Origin of the sequence: Chryseolinea sp. T2, assembly GCF_037203685.1 — a bacterium.
Lineage (GTDB): Bacteria > Bacteroidota > Bacteroidia > Cytophagales > Cyclobacteriaceae > Chryseolinea.
Genome location: NZ_JBBCAU010000003.1, coordinates 204,773 through 225,657 on the forward strand (window position 1 = coordinate 204,773; position 20,885 = coordinate 225,657).

A 20,885-nucleotide genomic window follows, 5' to 3' on the forward strand; every position below is an offset into this window, starting at 1 on the left:
CTGTAAAAAAAGAAATATCCGGCCAAGGCAATGGCCGGATATTAAAAATCCTCAATCAAATTTTATCCGTAAAACTAAAACTCGACGAGGTTCGTCAAACGCCTCAATTCACCACACCTGTGAGAATTAGTGTTACGTTTTTCGATAAAATGTGCTGTGGACTAGACATGGTACCTCCTTTCTTTAAGTGAAACATCTGCGTCACGCTGCTGTTCAAAATAGCGTTATGAATCCGACGTGCCACCTGTAACGACCGTTACAGATCAAAGAACGTTGAAACATTCAAAAACGTTTAGAACGGCAAACTTTATAGAGATTTTTTTGGTCGTTCAGCGCCTGTTACGGCGATTCGTCGAAAGCGTTACCGAATACGGTCGGAGGTCTTGATCAAACTCTGTTGGCAAGGCGGCTTAGGATGTCAGAAACGCACAACTGTCATTTTTACACCAAATCAGCAAGGTTTCGGCGTCGCGCCGATCCGTTCTAGATGCTTGACGGAAGTTCATGCAAACGTTATCTTTACAATTGAATAGCACTCTCCCCTTCCCTCTCCGGAATAAGGCTTCAATTCTGAAGGCGAGCTGCAACAAAGACTAGGCTCTTTAACGGCTTTTATAGATGTATTTTATTCTTCGGTGGATTGCGCTTTCTGCGTTTGCCACATTCCTGCTCGGCAGCAATGCCTTTGCAGCTGGTACTAATTGGTACACTACTTCTGATGGGAAATGGTCATTGTCTCCGGGACCGGGAAATATTGCTTGTAACTGCGGTGAACCTGATCAGAGTGACTTTATACATGTCAGCAGCAGCATTGCACTATCCACTTCGTTTGTGGTTCAAGGTAGTCTTACAGTCGACATCGGAGCTACGCTGACTGTGAATGGAAACCTCACATTTAACAACGGATCATCTGTTACAATTGATGGAACATTAATCGTTAAAGGAAACTTTTTAAATAAGAACAACAGTAACAACGTGGATTTTAATGGATATGTCCAGATTGAAGGAGACTTTCAGAATGGTCAGGGTGGAACATCGGCGGTTATTGATTTTGGACCGGGTGCAACAATCAGCATAAAAGGCAGCTGTTCCAGTAGCGGTTACATCAACGCACCCGGCGGATATCATCAAACAGGGTGCACCACCGGTCCACTACCAGTCAAGTTGATTTCCTTCCACGCCGAGCAAGTCGGAACTGAAATCCTCGTCTCCTGGGCCACCGCTTCCGAGAAAAACTTCGAATACTTCTCCATCGAGCGCGCCGATGAACAACTGAACTGGGAAGAAGCTGGAACTGTAAAAGGGTCTGGCACAAGTCAAACACGTATCGACTACACCTTTACGGATGAGCATCCCGGCATGATCGGCATCATCTATTACAGACTCAAGGCGGTTGATTTCGACGGTTACACCGAGTATTTCCAGGTCGCCATGGTAAATTATCGTGCTCCAAAGGCGTGGTACATTTCGCCTAACCCTGTAAATGACGGCGACGTTGTGCTCATGAGAAACTTCGCGGAAGATGAAGTCGTTATGGCAACTCTCTATAGCATGAGCGGATCTGAGATCCTGCAGGAACAGATATCTGTAACTACTGATCGTTTCGTGATCACCTCCAATCTGAATGCCGGCCTTTATATTCTAAAACTCAAAGACAGCGGCGGCACCAAAAACATCCGGTTCGCGGTGGAGTAAATCCTAAGTCGGGAACGCTAGTATTAAAGGTTCTGCTTCTTCATCTCCTCAACAGCGTGATTTGCTGCACGCGCCGTAAACGCCATAAATGTCAGGGACGGATTTTGTGAACTGGTCGACACCATTGCTGCACCATCGGTGACAAATACGTTAGGACAGTTATGAAACTGATTCCATTTATTCAGCAGCGACGTCTTCGGATCCCTGCCCATTCTGACTCCTCCCATTTCATGGATATCAAGGCCGGGTGCCTGTTTGGTATCGTAGGACACAATGTTCCTGCATCCGGACTTGTCCAGCATGTCCGAACCTTGTTCAAGAAAATCGTGCAGTGATTTGAGATCATTTTCGTCGTAGTCGATGTCAGTAACCAACAACGGAATTCCCCAGGCGTCTTTCTTATCAGGACTCAGATAAACTTTGTTAGAGGCTTTTGGAATGGTCTCGCCCTGCATCATCATGAAAATGCTCCAGCCACCGGGTTGTGACACTTCCTCCTTCAATGCAGCACCAATCTGATCCGATCCCCGACTCCATCCACCCCTGCTTGCAGAATAGAACACCATGTACCCCCGCAGAAAATCCATTTCCTGCTTATGAACATTTCTGAATGACGGCATCATGATCGCCGCCGGCCTTCGTCCCTCGTAGTAGGTATCCTTGAATCCATCTATCGTTGCCGTGATGTTTCCCCGATAGTTATGGAACGCGACATACTTGCCAAGCAGTCCATTGTCATTTCCAAAGCCATCGGGGAATCTTGATGACTTTGAATTGAGCAACAATAGATTTGAATTAAGACATGCGCCATTAACAAATATTACGCGGGCAAAATAATCCGTTTCCTCCTTCGTGTTAGCATCTATGACTTTTACTCCGCTCGCCTTTTTTTTCGCTTCATCATAGAGGATGGAATGCACCATTGCATCGGTGCGCATCGTAAGGTTTCCTGTTTTTGCAGCCCACGGCAACGTTGCCGAATTGGAACTGAAGTAACCTCCATAGGGACATCCCCGATAGCAAAGCTCTCTTGCCTGACACTTGCCTCTTCCCTGCTGAAGGTGTACCTCTTGTGGCTGTGTAAGATGCGCACATCTGCCTATCACCGGGAATCGGTCGTTATAGTTCTTACGAATCTGCTCACTGACGTGCTTTTCAACGCAGTTCATTTCGAAGGCCGGAAGTGATTCGCAATCGGGAAGTGTTTCAAGTCCATCACGATTGCCGGCGATACCCACAAACTTTTCAACATGCGAGTACCATGGAGCCATTTCCTGATAGGTTACCGGCCAGGGTACAGCGAATCCATCCCGTTCAGGCGCTTCGAAATCAAAATGACTCCATCGTTGAGTCTGCCGCGCCCATATTAATGATTTGCCGCCTTCCTGATATCCGCGGATCCAGTCGAATGGTTTTTCCTGAACGTAAGGATGCTCATCATCCTTGACAAAAAAATGCTTGGTAGCATCATCGAAGGCATAACAGCGCTTAGCGATGGGGTTGGCATCCTGCTCTTCGCGTGTGAGCGCTCCACGGTTTTTGAAATCCCAAGGGTTCATAGTCGCGGTGGGATAATCCTTCAAGTGCTTCACAGGCCTGCCACGCTCGATTACAAGGGTCTTCAGTCCGTGCTCACAAAATTCCTTCGCTGCCCATCCGCCCGTAATTCCCGAACCAATCACAATAGCATCGTAAGTGTTGCTCTCTTTTGCTTTGCCCTGCAGATACATTGGTGGTGTGTTTGATGCGAGTAAGTTATACGAATTAACAATATGATGCCGGGTCATTCGCTGCCTTCCGAACCGATGCACGACCGTTTGGAGAAAAGAAGGTTTCCTCCGCCAATAAATCTAAATTGATTACTTCCAGGCTGGTCCCCGACGTTATGACAACAAACTGGACTGTAACACAAACAAACAGACATTTGTATCAATATCATTACACATTTACGCTTATGGTCTGTGCAGAACATCTATACAGAACTGTAATTCAAATACTTACACACATGGCACATCGTTTGGCGTATGGTTCTGAAATTTACAGGCTATGATCAGCAATTATCTCCAGATCGCGTTTCGGAACATGTTCAGGAATCTTCGGTTCACGGTACTTCACCTAACCGGCCTTTCGCTGGGCCTCGCCGCGGTGATGCTCATTGCCTGGTATGTATATGACGAAATGAGCTACGACGAACTTGCAAACCGTGATCGTGTGTTCCGCATCAATACGTATTGGGGAGATAATCCCGAAAGCGAAATATTCGCATCAACTCCCCCGCCGTTGGCACAAGCAATCAAAGAGGAGGTTCCGGAAATAGAAAAGATAGCACGCGCATTTACCTGGAACCATTCAACGATGAGGCTACCAGCTGATGAAAATCACTCACCGGACGAAGTGGTGTTCCGGGAGACGAGGATCTTCATTGTCGATCCCGAATTCCTCGAAGTATTACAATATCCAATGCTCCTGGGTGATCCTCAGAAAGCCTTCCATCGACCTGAGTCCATCGTGTTGACGCGCAAAACTGCGGAACGATATTTTGGTGAAGCCGCCATTAAGGACGGAAGCCTGATCGGGAAGTCCATTCTCTTTGGAGGCGACCGGACCGCCAGAGTTGTAACAGCCGTAGTTGATCCTCCTCAAAACACACACCTGCATTTCGATATGCTCGTGAACATCAATTTTGGATACGAGGAATTGGATACGATCAACGTATGGACCTGGAACATCATGCACACTTATGTTAAAGTAAAGGAGGGCATAAGCAATACAAATGATGGTTTGAAACAACTTCAATCAAAGCTCACTCACATTGCAGAAAGACATATCAGGGCAACCGAAGAACTTGAGGGAAGTCAAACGGCAGATTTCCGACTTCAGCCAATAAAAGACATACATCTTCATTCTCACTTTCAGAGAGAGCACGAGTCCAATGGTGACTACACAACTGTGCAGTTATTGGTTTCTATTGCTGCGCTTATCGTGCTGCTCGCGTGTGCCAATTTTGTCAATCTTTTTACAGCGCAATCAGTGAGACGGTCGAAAGAAATTGGTGTTCGAAAGACGCTCGGTTCGGCCAGGAAGACTTTAGCGGCTCAGTTTTTTATGGAATCTGCCATCTATGCGCTTATCGCAGCAGTACTCGCTTTGAGCCTTGTCGAAATTCTGCGACGTCCATTCAACGAACTCGTCGGCAAACAAATTGATTTTGCCTGGTTAAATCATCTCCCACTGCTGGCCGGTTTTGCAATTCTGTTGTTAATCGTGATCATCCTGGCAGGAAGCTATCCTTCGCTTTATCTGTCATCGTTCAACCCCTCCAAAGCATTGAAAGGAAAGCTCACTCAAGGGGGAAACTTCATGAGAAACGGACTTGTTATTTTTCAGTTCAGCATCTCAATTGGATTAATGATCTGTAGCGTATTCATCATGCGACAGCTAAACTATATGCAGGATCGCAAGCCAGGTTACGATAGGGAGAATGTCGTAGTTGTGAAAAACGACAAGGAGATCCAGGACAAATGGCAGATGTTCCGCGATCAATTGGAATCCCGTGAAGGAATCGCTGCCGTTAGCTTTAACTCCGGTGTTCCGGCTCAGCCGCTCGTTGCCATGCGCGATTTCAGAAAGAAAGGGAATTCAATCGGTACAGGTATTCATTTTTTCCTTGCAGATGATCGGTACCTGCCGGCGCTCGCACTGACTTTGCTCGACGGCAGCAACTTTTCCAGTGAACCAAAACAAAACAAAGGTAAGATCCTGATTAATGAGACAGCGGCAAAGGTTCTTGGTCTTGATCAGGCCGTGGGGGCCGCCGTGACTTTGAATGCCGGCGAAAATGACGAAGAACAGCTGGAAGTAATTGGCCTGGTTAAAGACTTCAACGTCGAATCTCTCCACAACGGCGTAAAGCCACTGATCTTGTACTATTACATACCGGATGCGATGATGGATTATATCGCCGTAAGACTTCGTCCTGGTAACGTCTCAAAAGGCCTTAACACTATTGAAGAGACCTGGAAGACATTTGAGCCGGAGAACCCGTTCAACTATTCATTTCTTGACCAGGATTTTGAGCTCCAATACATTTCAGAGCAACGATTATCAAAACTGTTCGGTGCCTTTACTGGCCTGACAGTAGCCATTGCGTTACTTGGGCTTACCGGACTCGCTTCATTCCTTGCAGAGCAGCGCACAAAGGAAATCAGTATTCGCAAAGTACTTGGCGCATCGGTAACAGGTATCATGGTCCTGTTCTCAAAAGACTTTACCAGACTTGCGCTCGTGGCAATGCTCATCGCAGTGCCTGCGGCCTATTTTGTAATGCAAAGCTGGCTCAATGAATTCGCTTACAGAATAGAACTTGGCGCAGGAGTATTCGTATCCTGCAGCATAATAACACTGGCATTGATATGGACAACGGTATCACTATTGTCTCTTAGAATAGCAAGGCTTAATCCGGCGAATACGCTCAAGAATGAATAAGCGAGAAGGATCACGATCTACATCACACTGGCACAACTAAGCGGCACTTGCCTGTTGGCCATTTTCCCGTCGGCGCATTTCCTCCTGGGTCGCCTCAAGCTCCTCCATGTTCTGCCGCATCTCCTCCTCCTGGGAGCGCAACTGTTCCATTTGCTGTTGCGACATTTCAAGTAATGTCTGCGTGCGGGCATTCGTTTGTATGGTACTTATCGACGCAGAAATGGATTTACCTGCATCGCCAAGAAAGTCCAGCGCGTATGAGTCCAGCGCAGTAAAAGAGGCAATCTCAATTAGTGCGACGACGATGTCATTGTGCTTAAAAGGATAAATCGTAAGCGAACGCGGGCGAGCCTCTCCTAAACCACTCGTAATATGAACATAGTTTTCGGGTACAGCGGTAATATAACTAGGCTGTCCTTCCAGATAAACCTGTCCCAACATTCCTTCGCCAATATCGACACGCTTAGTAACATGCTTTTTCTTGTCGAAAGCATAGCAACTCATCAATGAAAGGTGTGGATCTTCCGGCTGCTCTGAATTCAAAACAAAGAGTGAGCCCTGCTGAGCATTAAGATATTTGACTATAAACGAAACGGTCTTTTCGCAGAGCACTACGAAGTTAGTCTGATTATCACGAATTACATCCGCCAGTTTGTTCAATCCCTCGCTCACCCATTGCTGCCTGAGCGCGTCAGCCTGTCGTTGTTTCATCCCATCGCGCATGACGAGCAATGCGCCTGAAATGTTATTGTTATTAATAGCAGCGTTTGCCTTACTGAATCCGTCCCATTTAACTTCAAGATCTCCCTGAGCAATAGACTTAATGAATTCTTCCGATTTCTTAAGATTGTCGATCATGCCTGTGATCACAGCATCTTCGTCTTCAATATCAACAGGCTCGTTAGAGTCGAAGATCAATGTTCTGTTTTGACGATCCAGTTTCTCAAATAATGTTACTCGGCGCTTTTGCGTGCGCTGCAAATTGCGAATTGCATAAATCAAAGTTGGTACGCCAAGTATAAAGAGTACTCCCTGAAAGAACATACTTAGCGTAAGCAGACGACTATACTCCAGCTCTGATTCATTCTGCAAGTTTTGTATTACCGGATCAATCTTCTCAGACAGTTTTACATACGTTTGCCAGACGGCTGTTCCGTGATCTTCCTTAATTATGGTCAGCGCATCAGGAGCATTACCATTCCGATAGAGCGAAATTGCTTTGTCCATTAGCTCGAAGTATTTGTTCATCATGGCCTCCATATCCCGGAGAATAGATGCTTCAAGTCCGATTTCCGGAAGCGCTCCCTCGAGATAACTCATCGTCGGTCGGTTCTGATGTTTGATCTTATCGTATGTTCCCACGAAAGCCTCGTTGCCCACGAGCAGATATCCCCGCAGACTCATGTCAATGTTATTCAGATCGGAGATGATCGTGCCTTTTCTCGCAGCGATTTCGGTCAGCTTATGTTGCGTAGCAGTGTTGCTGGACATTGCCGACTTATAGCTGTAGGTAATTGCAGTATCAGCAAGAATCAGGGCGATCACGATAGCCAGAGCCACTTTGGCCCCATGCCGGGTCAAAAAATTCCTCACCATACCCAGATGTAAAATATAGTAAATATACTCAGGCAGTCACTGGCTTGAACCATTGCATGACCCCCATGGCATTCTGCCTCGACAAACGGCATTCCCACCCGTCGGGAGATTCACAGTTAGTTGTAGAGCGGACGCTGGTGTCAAATTTTGGGTGCGGCCAGCGGAATCCAGTCATTTATTTTGGGCAGATTTCAAGAGGGCAATTCCCAATATAACGGCACAGAGAACAATTCCACAGATAGCGTAAAATGCTTCATCAATACTCCATGCTCTGGCTGAAAACAGGGAAATAGTATTCGCGCTGATCCAAATGAGGTAAACACGAACCGGAGTGTGTTGAGGCTGACGCATCGTGTGGGCCATTTGGGGAATACCGGCCATTACAACGGCGACGCTACTGGCTACTATCGCTCCCGTATTCCCCGATGTATACCAAATGATCAAACATACAATTACCAGCAAACAGGTTAAGGTCTCGGTGGGCGACCATTCAAATTGCTTCTTGTACAACAACAACGCGGCAATAAAGAATGCACCAGCAACATTGCTTGCTGCAAGCCAGTAATTTCCATTTTGAAGAATTGCACTGATCATTGCAATTGCGTCCAAAAGCCCCCAAAGGAAAAACGCTGCAAAACTTTGCCTGGCAGTTCCCCGCAGAATGGCGATAGTAAGCGGTATATAGGCGCAAAATCCCACGATACCCGCAAGCAGCTGAAATAATTTCCAGGGGTCGTCGAAGTATTCCATTATGCAGGGCTCAAGATCATTGAAATATTAGCCAACATTTCGTAACATGAACTCACTTTGATCATTCTATTCTATTGCAAGAATAAAATATCGGGCAAATGATAGTCAAGGACTGACCACTTTTACGCTTGTCAGAATTTCGCGGTTATAACACAACCGTTGAGTCTGTACAAATCTCCGGCCATCCGGCCGTACCGGTCTTATTCTAAAGGCCGGAAGTGTTTCATATTATCAATTTTTGGAGGTATGGCCCAGAACCGGGCTCTATCCCACCATGCTTTTCTTTGTACGGACATTGTTCAGGGCGGAGAATGCATGGCCCATTCTATTGCAATTATGATAGCATCTGACAGTGTTTTATCCCGAATCCTTCGATTCTTTCAGTTCAACAGGGTATCCCGGATCCTAAAAGGTACCGGACCAGCAATTACTGATCAGGATAGAAGAGGCGACCCCACAAAGGAACAACTCATTTCTTCCCGTGAACTGGAAGCCAAGTTCAAACTTGCCTGGACACGATTGGCGCATATGGAAGTCGATGCAGGCGACTACCTGGAGTTTGGACCACGGCACGGTCAGGTATTACCAGGTATGCAACGAGTTGTCAGTAAGCTTGGATTAAATGTCCGGCTACTTGGCTTCGAGGTCACTGAGCATGCTTCGGGTAATTCCGGAATTCCACCTACGGATGACTCCAATTCCGTGGAACCATCATTAAAACACTTTCATAATAACCAAGATTTCAACCAATACTACGAGCAAAAAATAAGCGATGGCAGCCACGTAAATTCAGAAGCATTTAAAAAGCTTGAACTGAAGAGGGCTAGTGTGATCATGATAAATTGCACCTCGTACGCAGGCGCTAAACTGGCGCTAAGCTTTGCTGCGCCGCTAATTATTGATCATACTATGATTTTCATTAATAACGTCAGCAAGCAAACCGACGTTGACGCTGCCTCTGCGTATGCGGAATTTCTGGAGGAAAATGATCACCTTAAGTCTCTGTCTTTTCGGAGTTACAAACCGGACGGACAGATATTCTTTGTTACGTCTACGCGCGTTGGTTAATCAACGTGGTCGTGTATAGACACTCTTCGTGTTGGACCAGTTGTTCTTAAATGTTTTCTTAACGTATTCCTGGACCTTCGAAGGTTTAATTGTCGGCTTGGTTTGGGCAGCAGGCGCCTTTTCAGCATTTGTTTTCATGGCGACGCGGTTTTTCAACCAAGATAACAAATTTCCGACTTTATCTTCTACGTTGTTCGTTCGCCTAAGCTTTGCATTCTGAGGATGAATTATTTATTATTAACTAATTTTTTAGTTGTTATCCACGATGTTCAAATTCTTCTCAGCCCTGCTCGTTATCAGCATCCTCTCGTACTGTTCGTCACCAAAGAAAAGGGAAAGCATGTTGATGAACGACAACTTTGTTGATCTCAGGGGAAAGCCCACCTCCACTATTCTCATCAACTCCACCAGTGACACGCTGAAACTGGAGGCCGCTGTTTATGGAATGATCCCAATTGCAGAGCAGATTTTGAATGTAACCCTTATTCCGGGCACAAGAGACACCATCGTATTTAGTCTAAGCTATCCTGATTTCATCCACTTCAGCAACAGTGTCGTAGATCTGAAAATATTTAGTGCTCCAGGAAGGGAGTTGATCTGTGATATCAGAAATACCAGACCTCAAAACATTGTGGTCAGTTTCACCGGAGACTTATCCCAGGTAAATGATTACTACCTGGCACACCAAAACCACTTCGGTGCGTACTATGAACACAATCGTCCTTACTTCGAGGCAGGCGACATCGTCAGGAACTTTGACGATTACCCGGCAATTGTCGACTCTATCACCGGTGTTAGTCTTTCCTTTTTGAAGACGTACGACAAACCTCTTCCTGAATGGTTCACTTCCCATGAACGGGCTCGCCTTAAATTCAAGTCCGGATTTATTAAACACAACTGCCTGGCAACAAAGGAATTTTACGAGGCACGTACGATTCCCAAATCTCCTTCATACTTTGATTTCGATAATTCACTATCACTTTACGACAGCAATATTGTACTCTGTCACGAATACCTTTCTTATTCACTTCACAAAATTCAGCACATTGCAAAGAGTACGAAGAGCAGGGACAGCCTGCGGGAAGAATATCATGTAATTGACAGCCTATATGGAAAGAAGGAAGTTAGCGATCTGATGCGGATTCTTTTTCTTTCACACATGGCTTTTGGCTCTTTACCGAACTTCAGAGATCAGCTTGCTCAGGTAAATTTTGGAGATAGCAATAATCGCTCTTTGATCGATTCCTTGGTGAGAGCAAGACTAGGTGTTCCTAGCGTCGGCACATCCTGCCCCAATTCTTTTCTTGCAGACATTGAAGGCAATCGTCTTTCTCTTTCTTCTTACAAAGGCAAAGTGCTATTGTTAAATTTCTGGTCCACCTGGTGCGGTCCTTGCATAAAAGAATTTCCGAAGGAGAATGAGATTCATCTGAGGTATTCGGACAAGGGGTTGCTTATCCTGAATATTTGCGTTGAGTCCCGGGAAGACAAATGGAGAGACCTGACGAAGCAACACGATTTGAAAACAATCAACTTATTCTGCTCATCCAACGAGTATGAGTCGGTTAGAAGGATGTTTGACCTCAGCGGATATCCAAGGAGTGTGTTGGTGGGCCGGGATTTCGTGGTGCGGGAAAGTCATGCGGCCAGGGTGAGCGAACTGACAGACGCTGTGATCCGGGAATGGATCAGGAACGAATAAATAGCAAGCTTCGATCAATAAATTTGCCTACTGGAAACAAAAAAGGCAGTCACTTCTCGTAACTGCCTGATTCTCACTGCTCCTCCTCTTGGACTTGAACCAAGGACCCTCTGATTAACAGTCAGATGCTCTAACCAGCTGAGCTAAGGAGGACTGTCCCCTTGAAAGGGAGTGCAATATTACGGAGTTGGATGGCAATTAGCCAAAAAAGGCGGCCGGATTTTATGAACAAACTTTTTGTGTTGCGAAACCTTGTGCGTGGCAAGCCGTTGATTTACTTTGCAACACAAAGTACTTTTCAATGAAGGACGTATCCGAGTACGAGAAAGATCTGGCCTCCATCCGCAGCATGATGGACCGCTCCGCAAAATTCATTTCACTAAGCGGCCTCTCAGGAATTCTAGCCGGAGTCTATGCCCTCGGCGGCGCCACCGCTGCCTACTTCCTCATCCAATATCCGCGATCACCATTCAGCTACCGAACACAGACCATAAGTGAGCCGGTCACACTTATTCAGCTGATCCTCATCGCCTGCGTCGTTCTCGGCGCATCTGTATCAACAGGCCTGTGGCTCACTCAACGCAAGACTCTCAAAGAAAACACAAAATTGTGGACTCCCGCCAGTAAACTGCTCATGCAAAAGATCGCCATACCGCTCGCAACCGGAGGGCTATTCGTGCTGATCATGCTCTATACAGGACACTTCGGGTTGGCAGCACCAGCCTGTTTAATATTTTATGGTCTTGCGCTCATCCATGGTAGTTCAAATACACTGGATGAGATCCGCTATCTTGGCTTCTCAGAGATTATACTAGGCCTGATTTGCTCTTTGTATCCTGGTTACGGCCTGGTATTTTGGGCGGTTGGCTTTGGCGTCTTACATATAATATATGGTGCCATACTGTACAACAAATACGATTCGTGAAGAACCCATTCGAACAGCTGGATAAAGTACTGGAGCATCGCGTCAGGCTGCAGATCATGTCTGTACTGGCAGCGAATGATGGATTTGAATTTAATGCGCTGAAAGAACTGCTTAACGTGACCGATGGAAACCTTGCCTCAAATATTAAGGCCCTTGAAAAAGAGAAATATCTGGTTGTTAGTAAATCATTCGTCGACAGAAAGCCAAATACAAAATACAAGATCACCGATCGGGGCCGAACTGCATTCAAGAAACACATCGACGCCCTGGAGGGCGTCATAAAACAGCAGAAGTAATTTTTTTGCTTACATACTTTCAATTTAAAAGTACTTTCCACAAAAACATCTTAGGACTACAGACACAAAAAAATACAACGCTACCCGCTCGATACTTAATACTCAATACCAATACTCAGTACTCACGACTCAATACTAAATACTCAATCTCAAGCAATATGGAAAACTCAATTTCTCCCCTTGGCATCATTGAACGTTTCAATCGATGGCTCCAGGAATCGATCATGGTTAAACTCGCAAGCATAGGATTTCTTGTCCTCATCCTTCTTATCCCAGCATCATGGATCACGGGCATCATTGAAGAGCGAGAGGAGCGCTCTGATGAGGTGATCCGCGAGGTATCGGGCAAGTGGTCCGAACCTCAAACTTTATCAGGCCCCATACTGGTCGTTCCATTTGTCGTGAAAGAAGTAGTGGACCTTGGCAAACAGGGCAAAGAAACCCGCGAACATCTTGAACATGCTTACTTCCTTCCTCAATCGCTCGAAACGAAAGGCACAGTAATGCCTGAAGAACTTTCACGCGGACTCTTCGACGCCGTGGTTTATCAGTCTGATCTTACTATGACTGCCACCTTTACGGCACCTGATTTCAATGGCCTTGTATCCACAACGGATATCATTCAATGGCAGGATTCATACATGGTCTTTGGCATCAGCGACGTCCGCGGCATAAGTGATTCACTTTCGTTCAGGATCAATGGGAAAAGTTATACCGCAGAACCTTCAAGTAATATTGGTGTAAAAGTGTCGCCGATAAGCAGTACATCAATTGTGCGGTATGGACAGGATACAGCTGCGGCCGCGGAGCAGGGGGTATCGGGGAATGGGATCATAGTAAAGGTACCAGCCACAGACGCATCTGATCTGGCAGGTAAGGTGGATATATCATTGAAGCTCAAAGGCAGTGAGCGGCTCAACTTCACTCCAGTTGGAAAAACAACTACCGTGCGTATAGATGGGCCGTGGGCAAACCCCAGCTTTGATGGTGAATTCCTCCCTGAAAGCCGTGAGGTGACTAAAGACGCCTTTAAGGCTGAATGGAAAGTCCTCCACTTCAACAGACCTTTTCCGCAGCAATGGAAGAATGGAGACGAGTCTGTGGAAAACGCCGACTTCGGTGTAAGGCTGATAGTACCCGTCGACCAGTATCAGAAGAGCATTCGCTCGGCTAAATACAGCATTCTCGTCATCCTGCTCACGTTCATGGCTCTCTTCCTCGTAGAGATCACTCAACGCATTCGCATACATCCGTTTCAATATATCCTTATAGGCGCCGCACTTACTATTTACTATGTCCTTCTGTTAAGTATGTCGGAGCATTTGGGTTACAACACAGCCTATCTCCTCGCCTCTCTGGCAACAGTCATCTTAATTACCGCTTACTCCCGGACTTTTCTGAATGAACGTCGGCTGGTATCGCTCTTCTGCGGACTTCTGGGAATATTCTACACCTTCGTTTTTGTTATCATCCAGGACCAGGATTATTCATTGCTTATTGGAAGCATAGGATTGTTCCTGATCGTGGCGCTGCTCATGTACTTCTCTCGGAAGGTGCGGTGGTATGAGGGACAAGTAACGACCCAACACTAATAAACGAACAGAGACTTATAAAAACAGCGCGGGAAAAATCACATTTGATTTTATTCCCGCGCTGATTTGATAATGTCTAGCGGTCTGCCTTCTATTTGATGTCCGGCTGATGGAACGGATAACTATAGTCCATCGGAGGTACAAAAGTTTCCTTAATCGTGCGCATAGATACCCACCTGGAAAGGTTTGCTTTTGCTCCAGCCTTGTCGTTGGTTCCTGATCCTCTTGCTCCTCCAAATGGCTGCTGACCGACAACAGCCCCAGTAGGCTTATCATTGATGTAGAAGTTGCCGGCAGCATTTGAAAGCCGTTTCGTAGCCTCCTCTATTGCATAACGGTCGCCGGAAAAGATTGATCCTGTGAGTGCGTAAGGCGACGTAGTGTCAACCAAAGCCAGTACATCATCCCAGTTATCGTCGTTGTATACATAAACCGTCATTACCGGACCAAAGATCTCCTCACACATTGTCACCGAACTTGGATCTTTGGTCAGAATAACCGTCGGCTCAATAAAGTACCCCTTAGACTTGTCGTACTTGCCACCGACGACGATCTCATTCATTGGATTCTTCTTCGCCTGATCAATATATCCGGCAATTTTATCAAATGCCCGCTCGTCGATTACTGCGTTAATAAAGTTTGTGAAGTCTTCTGTAGGACCCATCTTGAAGCTCTTCACATCATCAGTCAGGTACTTTCTGACATCATCCCACAGACTGGAGGGAACATATGCCCTGGAAGCGGCTGAGCACTTTTGACCCTGGAATTCAAATGCGCCCCTCGCAATGCCTGTCGCCACTTCTCTGGCATCAGCGCTTGGATGTGCCAGTACGAAGTCTTTTCCCCCGGTCTCTCCTACAATACGGGGATAACTTCTGTATCGGTGAATGTTTTCACCGATCGTTTTCCACATTGATTGAAATACTTTGGTGCTCCCTGTAAAGTGTAGTCCTGCAAAGTCACTGTGCTGGAATACGACGTCTCCAACAACAGGTCCGTCAACATAGATCAGATTGATAACACCGTCCGGCAATCCTGCGCGTCTTAATACTTTCATGATCACATTGGCTGCAAACACCTGAGTGTAGGCAGGCTTCCATACCACAGTATTACCCATAAGTGCCATGCATGCCGGAAGATTTCCTGCTATGGCCGTAAAATTAAATGGAGTAATCGCGAGTGTAAATCCTTCGAGCGGTCTATATTCGGTCCGGTTCCATACTCCCGGCGACGATTCAGGTTGTTCATTGTACAACTGCTGCATGAAGTACACATTGAACCGAAGAAAGTCAATGAGCTCGCATGCCGAATCGATCTCTGCCTGATAGGCATTCTTTGACTGGCCGAGCATCGTCGCTGCATTGATTTCATAGCGATAGGGACCAGCGAGCAGATCAGCAGCCTTCAGAAATATGGCAGCGCGATGTTCCCACGCGAGATCCGCCCATAATGGCTTCGCATTAAGGGCCGCCTGTACAGCCTGTTCAACGTGTCCGCCGTCACCCTCATGGAAATAACCAAGCAGGTGCTGATGATCATGCGGTGGACGAATAGCAATCTTGTTTCCTGTCCGCACTTCTTCACCGCCGATGTACATGGGAATGTCTGCTGTTGTGCTTCGTGCTGCTTCAAGAGCCTGGCGAAGGGCAGCACGCTCCTTGCTGCCGGGACCATAGCTCAATACAGGTTCGTTCTTCGGGAACGGTACGTGATAAACTCCTTTAGGCATATCCTTCTGTTTTCTATGTTTTGGTTATGAGTTCAATAATAAAATCGGCGGCACCCTATAAGATGCTCTTTAGCTCCAGCAAACTCGTAATTTCAAAATCCAGTTCTTCATTATGCACGCGCTGTTCTGCATTGAAAAATACGGCATCGATGTTGGCTCCTTTTGCTCCGCCAATGTCAGTAATGAGATTGTCACCAATCATAATTGCTTCATGACATTGTGTTTCGTTATGTTGTAGCGCATATTCGAATATCTCCCGGGCAGGCTTCCGGTGTCCTGCCGTTTGAGAAGTGATGATGTGATTGAAGTACTTATGCAGATTTCCTGCTGCAAGCTTAAGCTGTTGTATCTCGTCAAAGCCGTTCGTGATCACCGCCAGCCGATAACGACCAGCAAGGTAGTCAAGTACATCAATAGCATACGGCATAAGTTGGCCCTTGCGTGGACATTGATCCAGATAGTCTGCAGAAAGGTCCCGGTCAAGTTTTTCGTCGCGAACACCAAAGTGACCGAGTATACGCTGGAATCTTTCTTTGCGTATCACATCACTGGCGATCCTGCCGGTATCAAACAAGTCCCAAAGTTCATTGTTTACCGTCCTGAATTGATTCAGAAATAATTGAACATCAGTAATTCCTCTGGTACTTAGTTCATATGTGTTGTGAAGCTCCTTCAGCGTATCGCAGGAGTTTGTCTCATAGTCCCAGAGGGTATGGTCGAGATCAAAGAATACGGTGCAATACTTCTTCGTTTTACCAACGAGTTGTTCTTTCATGTCAATCATCCTCACGTCACTTTCTCCCGCGTTGTCGCGCGTTGCCATTCCTGGATCTGCAATTTGTTTACGGCCAATTCGCGGTTCGTAAACAAGGTTTGATAAGTATGCTGATCGTGCATCAGCTGCTGATCCCTCTTCAAAAACTGAAACACCTGTTTGACAATATCCTCCACGCTATCCTTAATCTGGTAAAATACCCAGTGATTGTAGCGGCGCGAATTCAGAATGCCGGAGTTCTTCAGGTAGATCAGATGACGTGAAGTTTTTGCCTGTGTGAAATCAAGGATCTTTTCCAGATCCGAAATACACATTTCGCCATTCAACACAATCAGGCTGAGAATACGCAACCTGGATTCATCTGCGCAAGCCTTGAATATCTGCGCTCCCAACGACAGATTGAAGGTTTTTAGCCTCATGGAGAACGTTTTTGTCTCGGGGCCAAATGTAGGGTAAATTAGGGAGTTAAACGCCTTATATTTATATTTGAGGTCCGCGGACAATAAAGCCTGTGAAGTTGAATATCAAGCATATCCTGATTCCCGCACTCCTGGGTGCAATCATGTTGGCTGCCACTGTAAATGTGGTCGCTCAGCAAAAAAAACGCATTATTCAATTGTCGGGCGTTGTTCTCGAGGATGATTCCGTATCCGGACGCCCCATTCCCGGCGTACACGTTTACGTTCCTAAAGCAGGCCGCGGTGTTACTACCAATGGCATGGGTTTCTTTTCAATGCCTGTCCTTGAAAACGATGAAATTACTATCAGTGCTGTAGGCTATGCACGCCAGTTTTTCAAGGTGCCGGAAAATGCGAAAGAATACGAGACGATCGTCGTGACCATGGTTATGGATACGACCTACTTGCAGGAAGTTGTGATCATGTCATTCCCAACTGAAGAAGTGTTTAAACAGGCTGTGCTGGCATTGAACATGCCGGTTGACGACAAGGGAGTTGACAGACGAAATTTTAATGAAGAGTTGATGGCGCTCATGCTCAAGACAACTCCTATGGATGGTTACATGAATCAGCGCTACTATCTCGATCAGTGGGCAGGTTCTGCCAATAACCGCTTCCAACCTGTTACCAATCCTTATCTCAACCCGTTCAACTGGGCCAAGTTCTTTAGTCAGCTGAAGAAAGACAAGAACAAGAAATAACCGGCAACGTCAGAGTTACTGTGATTGATGGCTGCCACAGATAAATCAACGTGCCGGCTAAGACTTACCAAACTAATTATGTGCTTGTAAAGTGTGTAAAAGTACGCTGCCGTTTGCTTTGCGTAAAAATCAATAGACGACCGCCGCTGATTCCGCGACGAAACGTCAATTCTGAGCTAAGTGAGTGGGGTCAATAAAACGTTGAAGATTGTCCTTGTAATGTTCGCTGATGGGTACCTGGACTCCACCAATGCTGATTTTCCCTTTCCTTATCGAAATGATCTTCTCAAGCGAAACAATAAAGGATTTATGCACGCGGACGAACTTGTCCGACGGTAATTTCTCCTCTATCAGTTTCAGGCTCATTCGTGTGATTACCGGGCGCTGAACATTCTCCAGAAAGATTTTGATGTAGTCCTTGAGTCCTTCAACATAAACAATGTCCCTTACATTGATCTTTACCAGATTGTATTCAGCATTGACGAACAGGTAGTCCATCACTGGCGCTGGCATCTGTGGATTATTGCGATGATTGAACAACTCCTGAGCCTTATTAACAGCTTTAAGGAAACGATCAAAAGATACGGGCTTGAGCAAGTAGTCGACTACGTCGAGGTTAAATCCTTCCAGGGCAAACTGTTCATATGCAGTTATAAAAATTACCAGTGGTGGCGCGGCTACCGATTGAAGGAACTGCACTCCGGTGATCCCCGGCATTTGAATGTCGAGAAACATCAGATCGATCGGTTCACGCGCTAAGACCTCCTGAGCTTCGAATGCATTTTTGCATCGCTTCACCAAAGTGAGATACGGAATCTTGCGAATGTTATCCTCGAGTAGATCGAGGGCAAGTGACTCATCGTCTACGGCCAGGCAACGCATCATTTCAAAGTTAGTTTTAATTCAACTTTAAACCACAATCCATCCTGTGTGAGATTCAGCATGTACTTATCCCTGTACAGTAAGTCCAGTCTGCGCCGAACGTTTTGAATGCCAATTCCTGAGCTTGGGTCCTTCGCCTGTGTAGCCTGACTAAACTTGTTTCGAACCGTGAAGTTAAGAATCTGATCATCGGACACCAGGTCAATATGAATCGCTGGGTTCATCACAAGACCGGTACCATGCTTAAAGGCGTTTTCGACAAATGGAATCAGCAACATCGGCTCGATCGCCAGGTCTCCACGCATTACGTTGGTTTCGAACGTAATGTCGATGTCATTTCCAAACCTGAGTTTTTGCAGATCGATATAATTGGACAGATATTCAATCTCTTTACTAATCGACATACGCTTGTCGCCGGCATCATAAAGCATATAACGCATCAGTTGTGAAAGCTGAATAATTACAGGCTCAAGCTGATCCGATTTCTTCCGCGCCAATGAGGCCAGGCTGTTTAGCACGTTAAACATGAAATGCGGACTGATCTGCGAACGGAGAAGTGAAAGTTCTGACTTGAGATTTTCATTTTCACGCTGTTCACGTTCGCGCTCAAACTGGATCCGGTCGCTGGTAAGGCGCAACGCCGTACTAAGGCCAAATACAAGCAGAAAATTAATGGTCACAAAGTACCCGGGCCGCCCGGGCCGGAACCCATCCCGGATCAGCGCATAGTCGATCAACCTGTTTAATGCGAACAATACGAGGAAGCATAGCAAAATTACTCCTGCATAATACAGCCAGTTTTTCTTCGTCAGGATGCGCGGCACAAGAACATACATGTTCAGGTAGAAGAATGCTATAAGCACTACATTGAACAATATGGAATGCCACTGCATCGCCTTGATGTCCTGATGACGCATCTGACCCGGCTGAGGACGGTTGTCTGGAAACTCGTGACCTTCGCGTGGATGACGGAATCCTCTTTCGCTATTGGGTGGAGGTGGCATCCTGCGCTCATCATTACGGGGACCAAAGAACATCAGGGGAAGCACAATAAAAGTCACCGCTGCAACAACATGTAACAACACGACCAACCAACGATTGGTCCTTTGACTTCCGACACTTAGCCCTGATTGGTTCACCTTGGCAAAATACCAAATTAATGGTTTAGAATATGTGTATGCTTAGTCGACGTCTTCGGCAGTCGGATCGAACATCCACAGATCGTCATAACGTGCCGTTGAATTTCGTCCCGTAGTTATGTAGCCTTTGTCGCCGATCGAAAATCCAACTGGTGTCTCCCTTGAGGACCCTTCAAATGTTGTCATTTGAGTCCACTGGTCCAGAGCAGGCGTGTATTCCCAAACTCCGGCATCCAGTGATCCTCGGGCTCCTAAAGCAACATATCCTTTTCCATTGATAACAAAGGTGGCAGCAAGAGATCTCGCTATTGTATAGTCGTCATCATTCTCGTCATCATCATTGTCGTCGTCCTGCAAATCGTTCTTTTCTATCCAAAGATTGTTGATGGGATCATATTCCCAGAACTCCTGGTTTAATAATCCGTTGTTCATTCCCCCTCCCACATAGCCGCGGCCATCAATTGTAAAGGCAAATGCATTGATGAGCTTGTCGCCACTGTAGCTTGCCTTTTGCGTCCAGGTGTTTGTAGACGGATCATAAGCATAAAAGTCTTTAAGGTAGTTACCATCGTAGCCGGTTCCTACGTAACCGACGTTCTCAACGGAGAACGCCGTTGCCTGAAATCTCGCTGTGCCCATAAAGTCAGCTATCTGCGTCCAGGTGTCTGCAATGGGATCATACTCGTAAAAATCCTTCAGATAGTTGGTACCGTCGTAACCCGTGCCGACATAGCCCTTGCCATTTGCCGTAAATGCCACGGCAGCGCTGCGCGCAATACCAGGAAATTCGGCACGCTTAAACCAATTGTTCTTGTCAGCATCATATTCATAGAAGTCTTTCAACCATACTGTGCCAGTGTAACCTGTGCCAACATAGGCTTTTCCATCAATGACAAATCCAACGGCACCGCTACGCGCCACTCCCTCGTAAGAAGAACGCTTATACCACTCACCCATCAGTGTTGAATCAGCGTTAGAGCTACTGTCGCTGCAGGAAGCTGACAGACCGATCAACAAGGCCATTGTCATCATCCGACGTACTGCCTGCAAGCTGTTCCTCAGAAAAATTGTATTCATATTAGTTCGAATATT

At 46.3% G+C, this 20,885-nt stretch carries 18 protein-coding genes and 1 tRNA gene; 8 read left to right on the top strand and 11 right to left on the bottom strand.

Going from position 1 to position 20,885, the window contains the following annotated elements:
• Positions 1–618: 618 nt before the first annotated feature.
• Complete coding sequence (locus tag WBG78_RS10650) at positions 619–1,695, top strand: T9SS type A sorting domain-containing protein (protein ID WP_337326408.1); 1,077 nt, start codon at positions 619–621, stop codon at positions 1,693–1,695.
• Positions 1,696–1,718: 23 nt separating this feature from the next.
• Here the strand turns inward: WBG78_RS10650 and WBG78_RS10655 are convergent, their stop codons facing one another.
• Positions 1,719–3,425 (bottom strand): GMC family oxidoreductase, encoded by a 1,707-nt coding sequence (locus tag WBG78_RS10655; protein ID WP_337326409.1) that lies wholly within the window; start codon positions 3,423–3,425, stop codon positions 1,719–1,721.
• Between the two features lie 316 nt (positions 3,426–3,741).
• On the opposite strand from WBG78_RS10655, the gene WBG78_RS10660 reads away from it, so the two are divergent.
• Positions 3,742–6,180 (top strand): ABC transporter permease, encoded by a 2,439-nt coding sequence (locus WBG78_RS10660; RefSeq protein WP_337326410.1) that lies wholly within the window; start codon positions 3,742–3,744, stop codon positions 6,178–6,180.
• A 36-nt stretch (positions 6,181–6,216) separates the two neighbouring features.
• Here WBG78_RS10660 and WBG78_RS10665 read toward each other — a convergent pair whose 3' ends face one another.
• Positions 6,217–7,776, bottom strand: coding sequence for a CHASE3 domain-containing protein (locus WBG78_RS10665; RefSeq protein ID WP_337326411.1), 1,560 nt, complete (start codon positions 7,774–7,776; stop codon positions 6,217–6,219).
• A 171-nt stretch (positions 7,777–7,947) separates the two neighbouring features.
• Positions 7,948–8,526, bottom strand: a complete 579-nt coding sequence (locus tag WBG78_RS10670; protein WP_337326412.1) for a hypothetical protein — start codon at positions 8,524–8,526, stop codon at positions 7,948–7,950.
• 246 nt (positions 8,527–8,772) lie between these two features.
• Here WBG78_RS10670 and WBG78_RS10675 point away from each other — a divergent pair, with 246 nt between their 5' ends.
• On the top strand, positions 8,773–9,594 hold the full coding sequence (locus WBG78_RS10675) for a hypothetical protein (RefSeq protein ID WP_337326413.1): 822 nt from the start codon (positions 8,773–8,775) through the stop codon (positions 9,592–9,594).
• Here WBG78_RS10675 and WBG78_RS10680 read toward each other — a convergent pair whose 3' ends face one another.
• Complete coding sequence (locus WBG78_RS10680) at positions 9,595–9,732, bottom strand: hypothetical protein (protein ID WP_337326414.1); 138 nt, start codon at positions 9,730–9,732, stop codon at positions 9,595–9,597.
• A gap of 127 nt (positions 9,733–9,859) precedes the next feature.
• On the opposite strand from WBG78_RS10680, the gene WBG78_RS10685 reads away from it, so the two are divergent.
• Positions 9,860–11,296, top strand: a complete 1,437-nt coding sequence (locus WBG78_RS10685) for a TlpA family protein disulfide reductase (RefSeq protein WP_337326415.1) — start codon at positions 9,860–9,862, stop codon at positions 11,294–11,296.
• Positions 11,297–11,375: 79 nt separating this feature from the next.
• On the opposite strand, the gene WBG78_RS10690 is transcribed toward WBG78_RS10685, so the two are convergent.
• Positions 11,376–11,449: transfer RNA gene (locus WBG78_RS10690), tRNA-Asn, on the bottom strand.
• 148 nt (positions 11,450–11,597) lie between these two features.
• Here WBG78_RS10690 and WBG78_RS10695 point away from each other — a divergent pair.
• The 3 genes from WBG78_RS10695 (at position 11,598) to creD (ending at position 14,109) form a co-directional block, all read left to right on the top strand.
• A complete protein-coding gene (locus WBG78_RS10695) occupies positions 11,598–12,221 on the top strand; it encodes a hypothetical protein (protein WP_337326416.1) in 624 nt (207 codons plus the stop codon).
• Positions 12,218–12,517: a winged helix-turn-helix domain-containing protein gene (locus WBG78_RS10700; protein ID WP_337326417.1), complete on the top strand. Its 300-nt coding sequence runs from the start codon at positions 12,218–12,220 to the stop codon at positions 12,515–12,517. The genes WBG78_RS10695 and WBG78_RS10700 overlap by 4 nt, the downstream gene beginning before the upstream one ends.
• A 158-nt stretch (positions 12,518–12,675) precedes the next feature.
• A complete protein-coding gene (creD, locus tag WBG78_RS10705) occupies positions 12,676–14,109 on the top strand; it encodes a cell envelope integrity protein CreD (RefSeq protein ID WP_337326418.1) in 1,434 nt (477 codons plus the stop codon).
• A 91-nt stretch (positions 14,110–14,200) separates the two neighbouring features.
• Here the strand turns inward: creD and pruA are convergent, their stop codons facing one another.
• The 3 genes from pruA to WBG78_RS10720 are packed head-to-tail and all read right to left on the bottom strand — an operon-like array spanning position 14,201 to position 17,032.
• Positions 14,201–15,838, bottom strand: a complete 1,638-nt coding sequence (pruA, locus tag WBG78_RS10710; protein WP_337326419.1) for an L-glutamate gamma-semialdehyde dehydrogenase — start codon at positions 15,836–15,838, stop codon at positions 14,201–14,203.
• Positions 15,839–15,893: 55 nt separating this feature from the next.
• Positions 15,894–16,661 carry a YjjG family noncanonical pyrimidine nucleotidase gene (locus WBG78_RS10715; RefSeq protein ID WP_337326420.1) on the bottom strand — a complete coding sequence of 256 codons (768 nt, stop codon included), beginning with the start codon at positions 16,659–16,661 and terminating at the stop codon, positions 15,894–15,896.
• Positions 16,625–17,032, bottom strand: a complete 408-nt coding sequence (locus WBG78_RS10720; protein ID WP_337326421.1) for an ArsR/SmtB family transcription factor — start codon at positions 17,030–17,032, stop codon at positions 16,625–16,627. The genes WBG78_RS10715 and WBG78_RS10720 overlap by 37 nt, the downstream gene beginning before the upstream one ends.
• Before the next feature lie 92 nt (positions 17,033–17,124).
• Between WBG78_RS10720 and WBG78_RS10725 the strand changes: the two genes are divergently transcribed.
• On the top strand, positions 17,125–17,772 hold the full coding sequence (locus tag WBG78_RS10725; RefSeq protein WP_337326422.1) for a carboxypeptidase-like regulatory domain-containing protein: 648 nt from the start codon (positions 17,125–17,127) through the stop codon (positions 17,770–17,772).
• A 165-nt stretch (positions 17,773–17,937) separates the two neighbouring features.
• Here the strand turns inward: WBG78_RS10725 and WBG78_RS10730 are convergent, their stop codons facing one another.
• The 3 genes from WBG78_RS10730 to WBG78_RS10740 form a co-directional block, all read right to left on the bottom strand.
• Positions 17,938–18,657, bottom strand: a complete 720-nt coding sequence (locus tag WBG78_RS10730) for a LytR/AlgR family response regulator transcription factor (protein ID WP_337326423.1) — start codon at positions 18,655–18,657, stop codon at positions 17,938–17,940.
• On the bottom strand, positions 18,654–19,739 hold the full coding sequence (locus WBG78_RS10735; protein WP_337326424.1) for a sensor histidine kinase: 1,086 nt from the start codon (positions 19,737–19,739) through the stop codon (positions 18,654–18,656). The genes WBG78_RS10730 and WBG78_RS10735 overlap by 4 nt, the downstream gene beginning before the upstream one ends.
• Before the next feature lie 96 nt (positions 19,740–19,835).
• On the bottom strand, positions 19,836–20,870 hold the full coding sequence (locus WBG78_RS10740; protein ID WP_337326425.1) for a Kelch repeat-containing protein: 1,035 nt from the start codon (positions 20,868–20,870) through the stop codon (positions 19,836–19,838).
• Positions 20,871–20,885 lie beyond the last annotated feature (15 nt).

What these genes read in the sequence shown, in the direction of transcription:
- WBG78_RS10740 (WP_337326425.1), bottom strand. Translation starts at nt 20,870, where the DNA reads ATGAATACAATTTTTCTGAGGAACAGCTTGCAGGCAGTACGTCGGATG.
- WBG78_RS10655 (WP_337326409.1), bottom strand. Translation starts at nt 3,425, where the DNA reads ATGTATCTGCAGGGCAAAGCAAAAGAGAGCAACACTTACGATGCTATT.
- WBG78_RS10670 (WP_337326412.1), bottom strand. Translation starts at nt 8,526, where the DNA reads ATGGAATACTTCGACGACCCCTGGAAATTATTTCAGCTGCTTGCGGGT.
- pruA (WP_337326419.1), bottom strand. Translation starts at nt 15,838, where the DNA reads ATGCCTAAAGGAGTTTATCACGTACCGTTCCCGAAGAACGAACCTGTA.
- WBG78_RS10730 (WP_337326423.1), bottom strand. Translation starts at nt 18,657, where the DNA reads ATGATGCGTTGCCTGGCCGTAGACGATGAGTCACTTGCCCTCGATCTA.
- WBG78_RS10680 (WP_337326414.1), bottom strand. Translation starts at nt 9,732, where the DNA reads ATGAAAACAAATGCTGAAAAGGCGCCTGCTGCCCAAACCAAGCCGACA.
- WBG78_RS10675 (WP_337326413.1), top strand. Translation starts at nt 8,773, where the DNA reads ATGGCCCAGAACCGGGCTCTATCCCACCATGCTTTTCTTTGTACGGAC.
- creD (WP_337326418.1), top strand. Translation starts at nt 12,676, where the DNA reads ATGGAAAACTCAATTTCTCCCCTTGGCATCATTGAACGTTTCAATCGA.
- WBG78_RS10665 (WP_337326411.1), bottom strand. Translation starts at nt 7,776, where the DNA reads ATGGTGAGGAATTTTTTGACCCGGCATGGGGCCAAAGTGGCTCTGGCT.
- WBG78_RS10660 (WP_337326410.1), top strand. Translation starts at nt 3,742, where the DNA reads ATGATCAGCAATTATCTCCAGATCGCGTTTCGGAACATGTTCAGGAAT.
- WBG78_RS10720 (WP_337326421.1), bottom strand. Translation starts at nt 17,032, where the DNA reads ATGAGGCTAAAAACCTTCAATCTGTCGTTGGGAGCGCAGATATTCAAG.
- WBG78_RS10685 (WP_337326415.1), top strand. Translation starts at nt 9,860, where the DNA reads ATGTTCAAATTCTTCTCAGCCCTGCTCGTTATCAGCATCCTCTCGTAC.
- WBG78_RS10695 (WP_337326416.1), top strand. Translation starts at nt 11,598, where the DNA reads ATGAAGGACGTATCCGAGTACGAGAAAGATCTGGCCTCCATCCGCAGC.
- WBG78_RS10715 (WP_337326420.1), bottom strand. Translation starts at nt 16,661, where the DNA reads ATGGCAACGCGCGACAACGCGGGAGAAAGTGACGTGAGGATGATTGAC.
- WBG78_RS10650 (WP_337326408.1), top strand. Translation starts at nt 619, where the DNA reads ATGTATTTTATTCTTCGGTGGATTGCGCTTTCTGCGTTTGCCACATTC.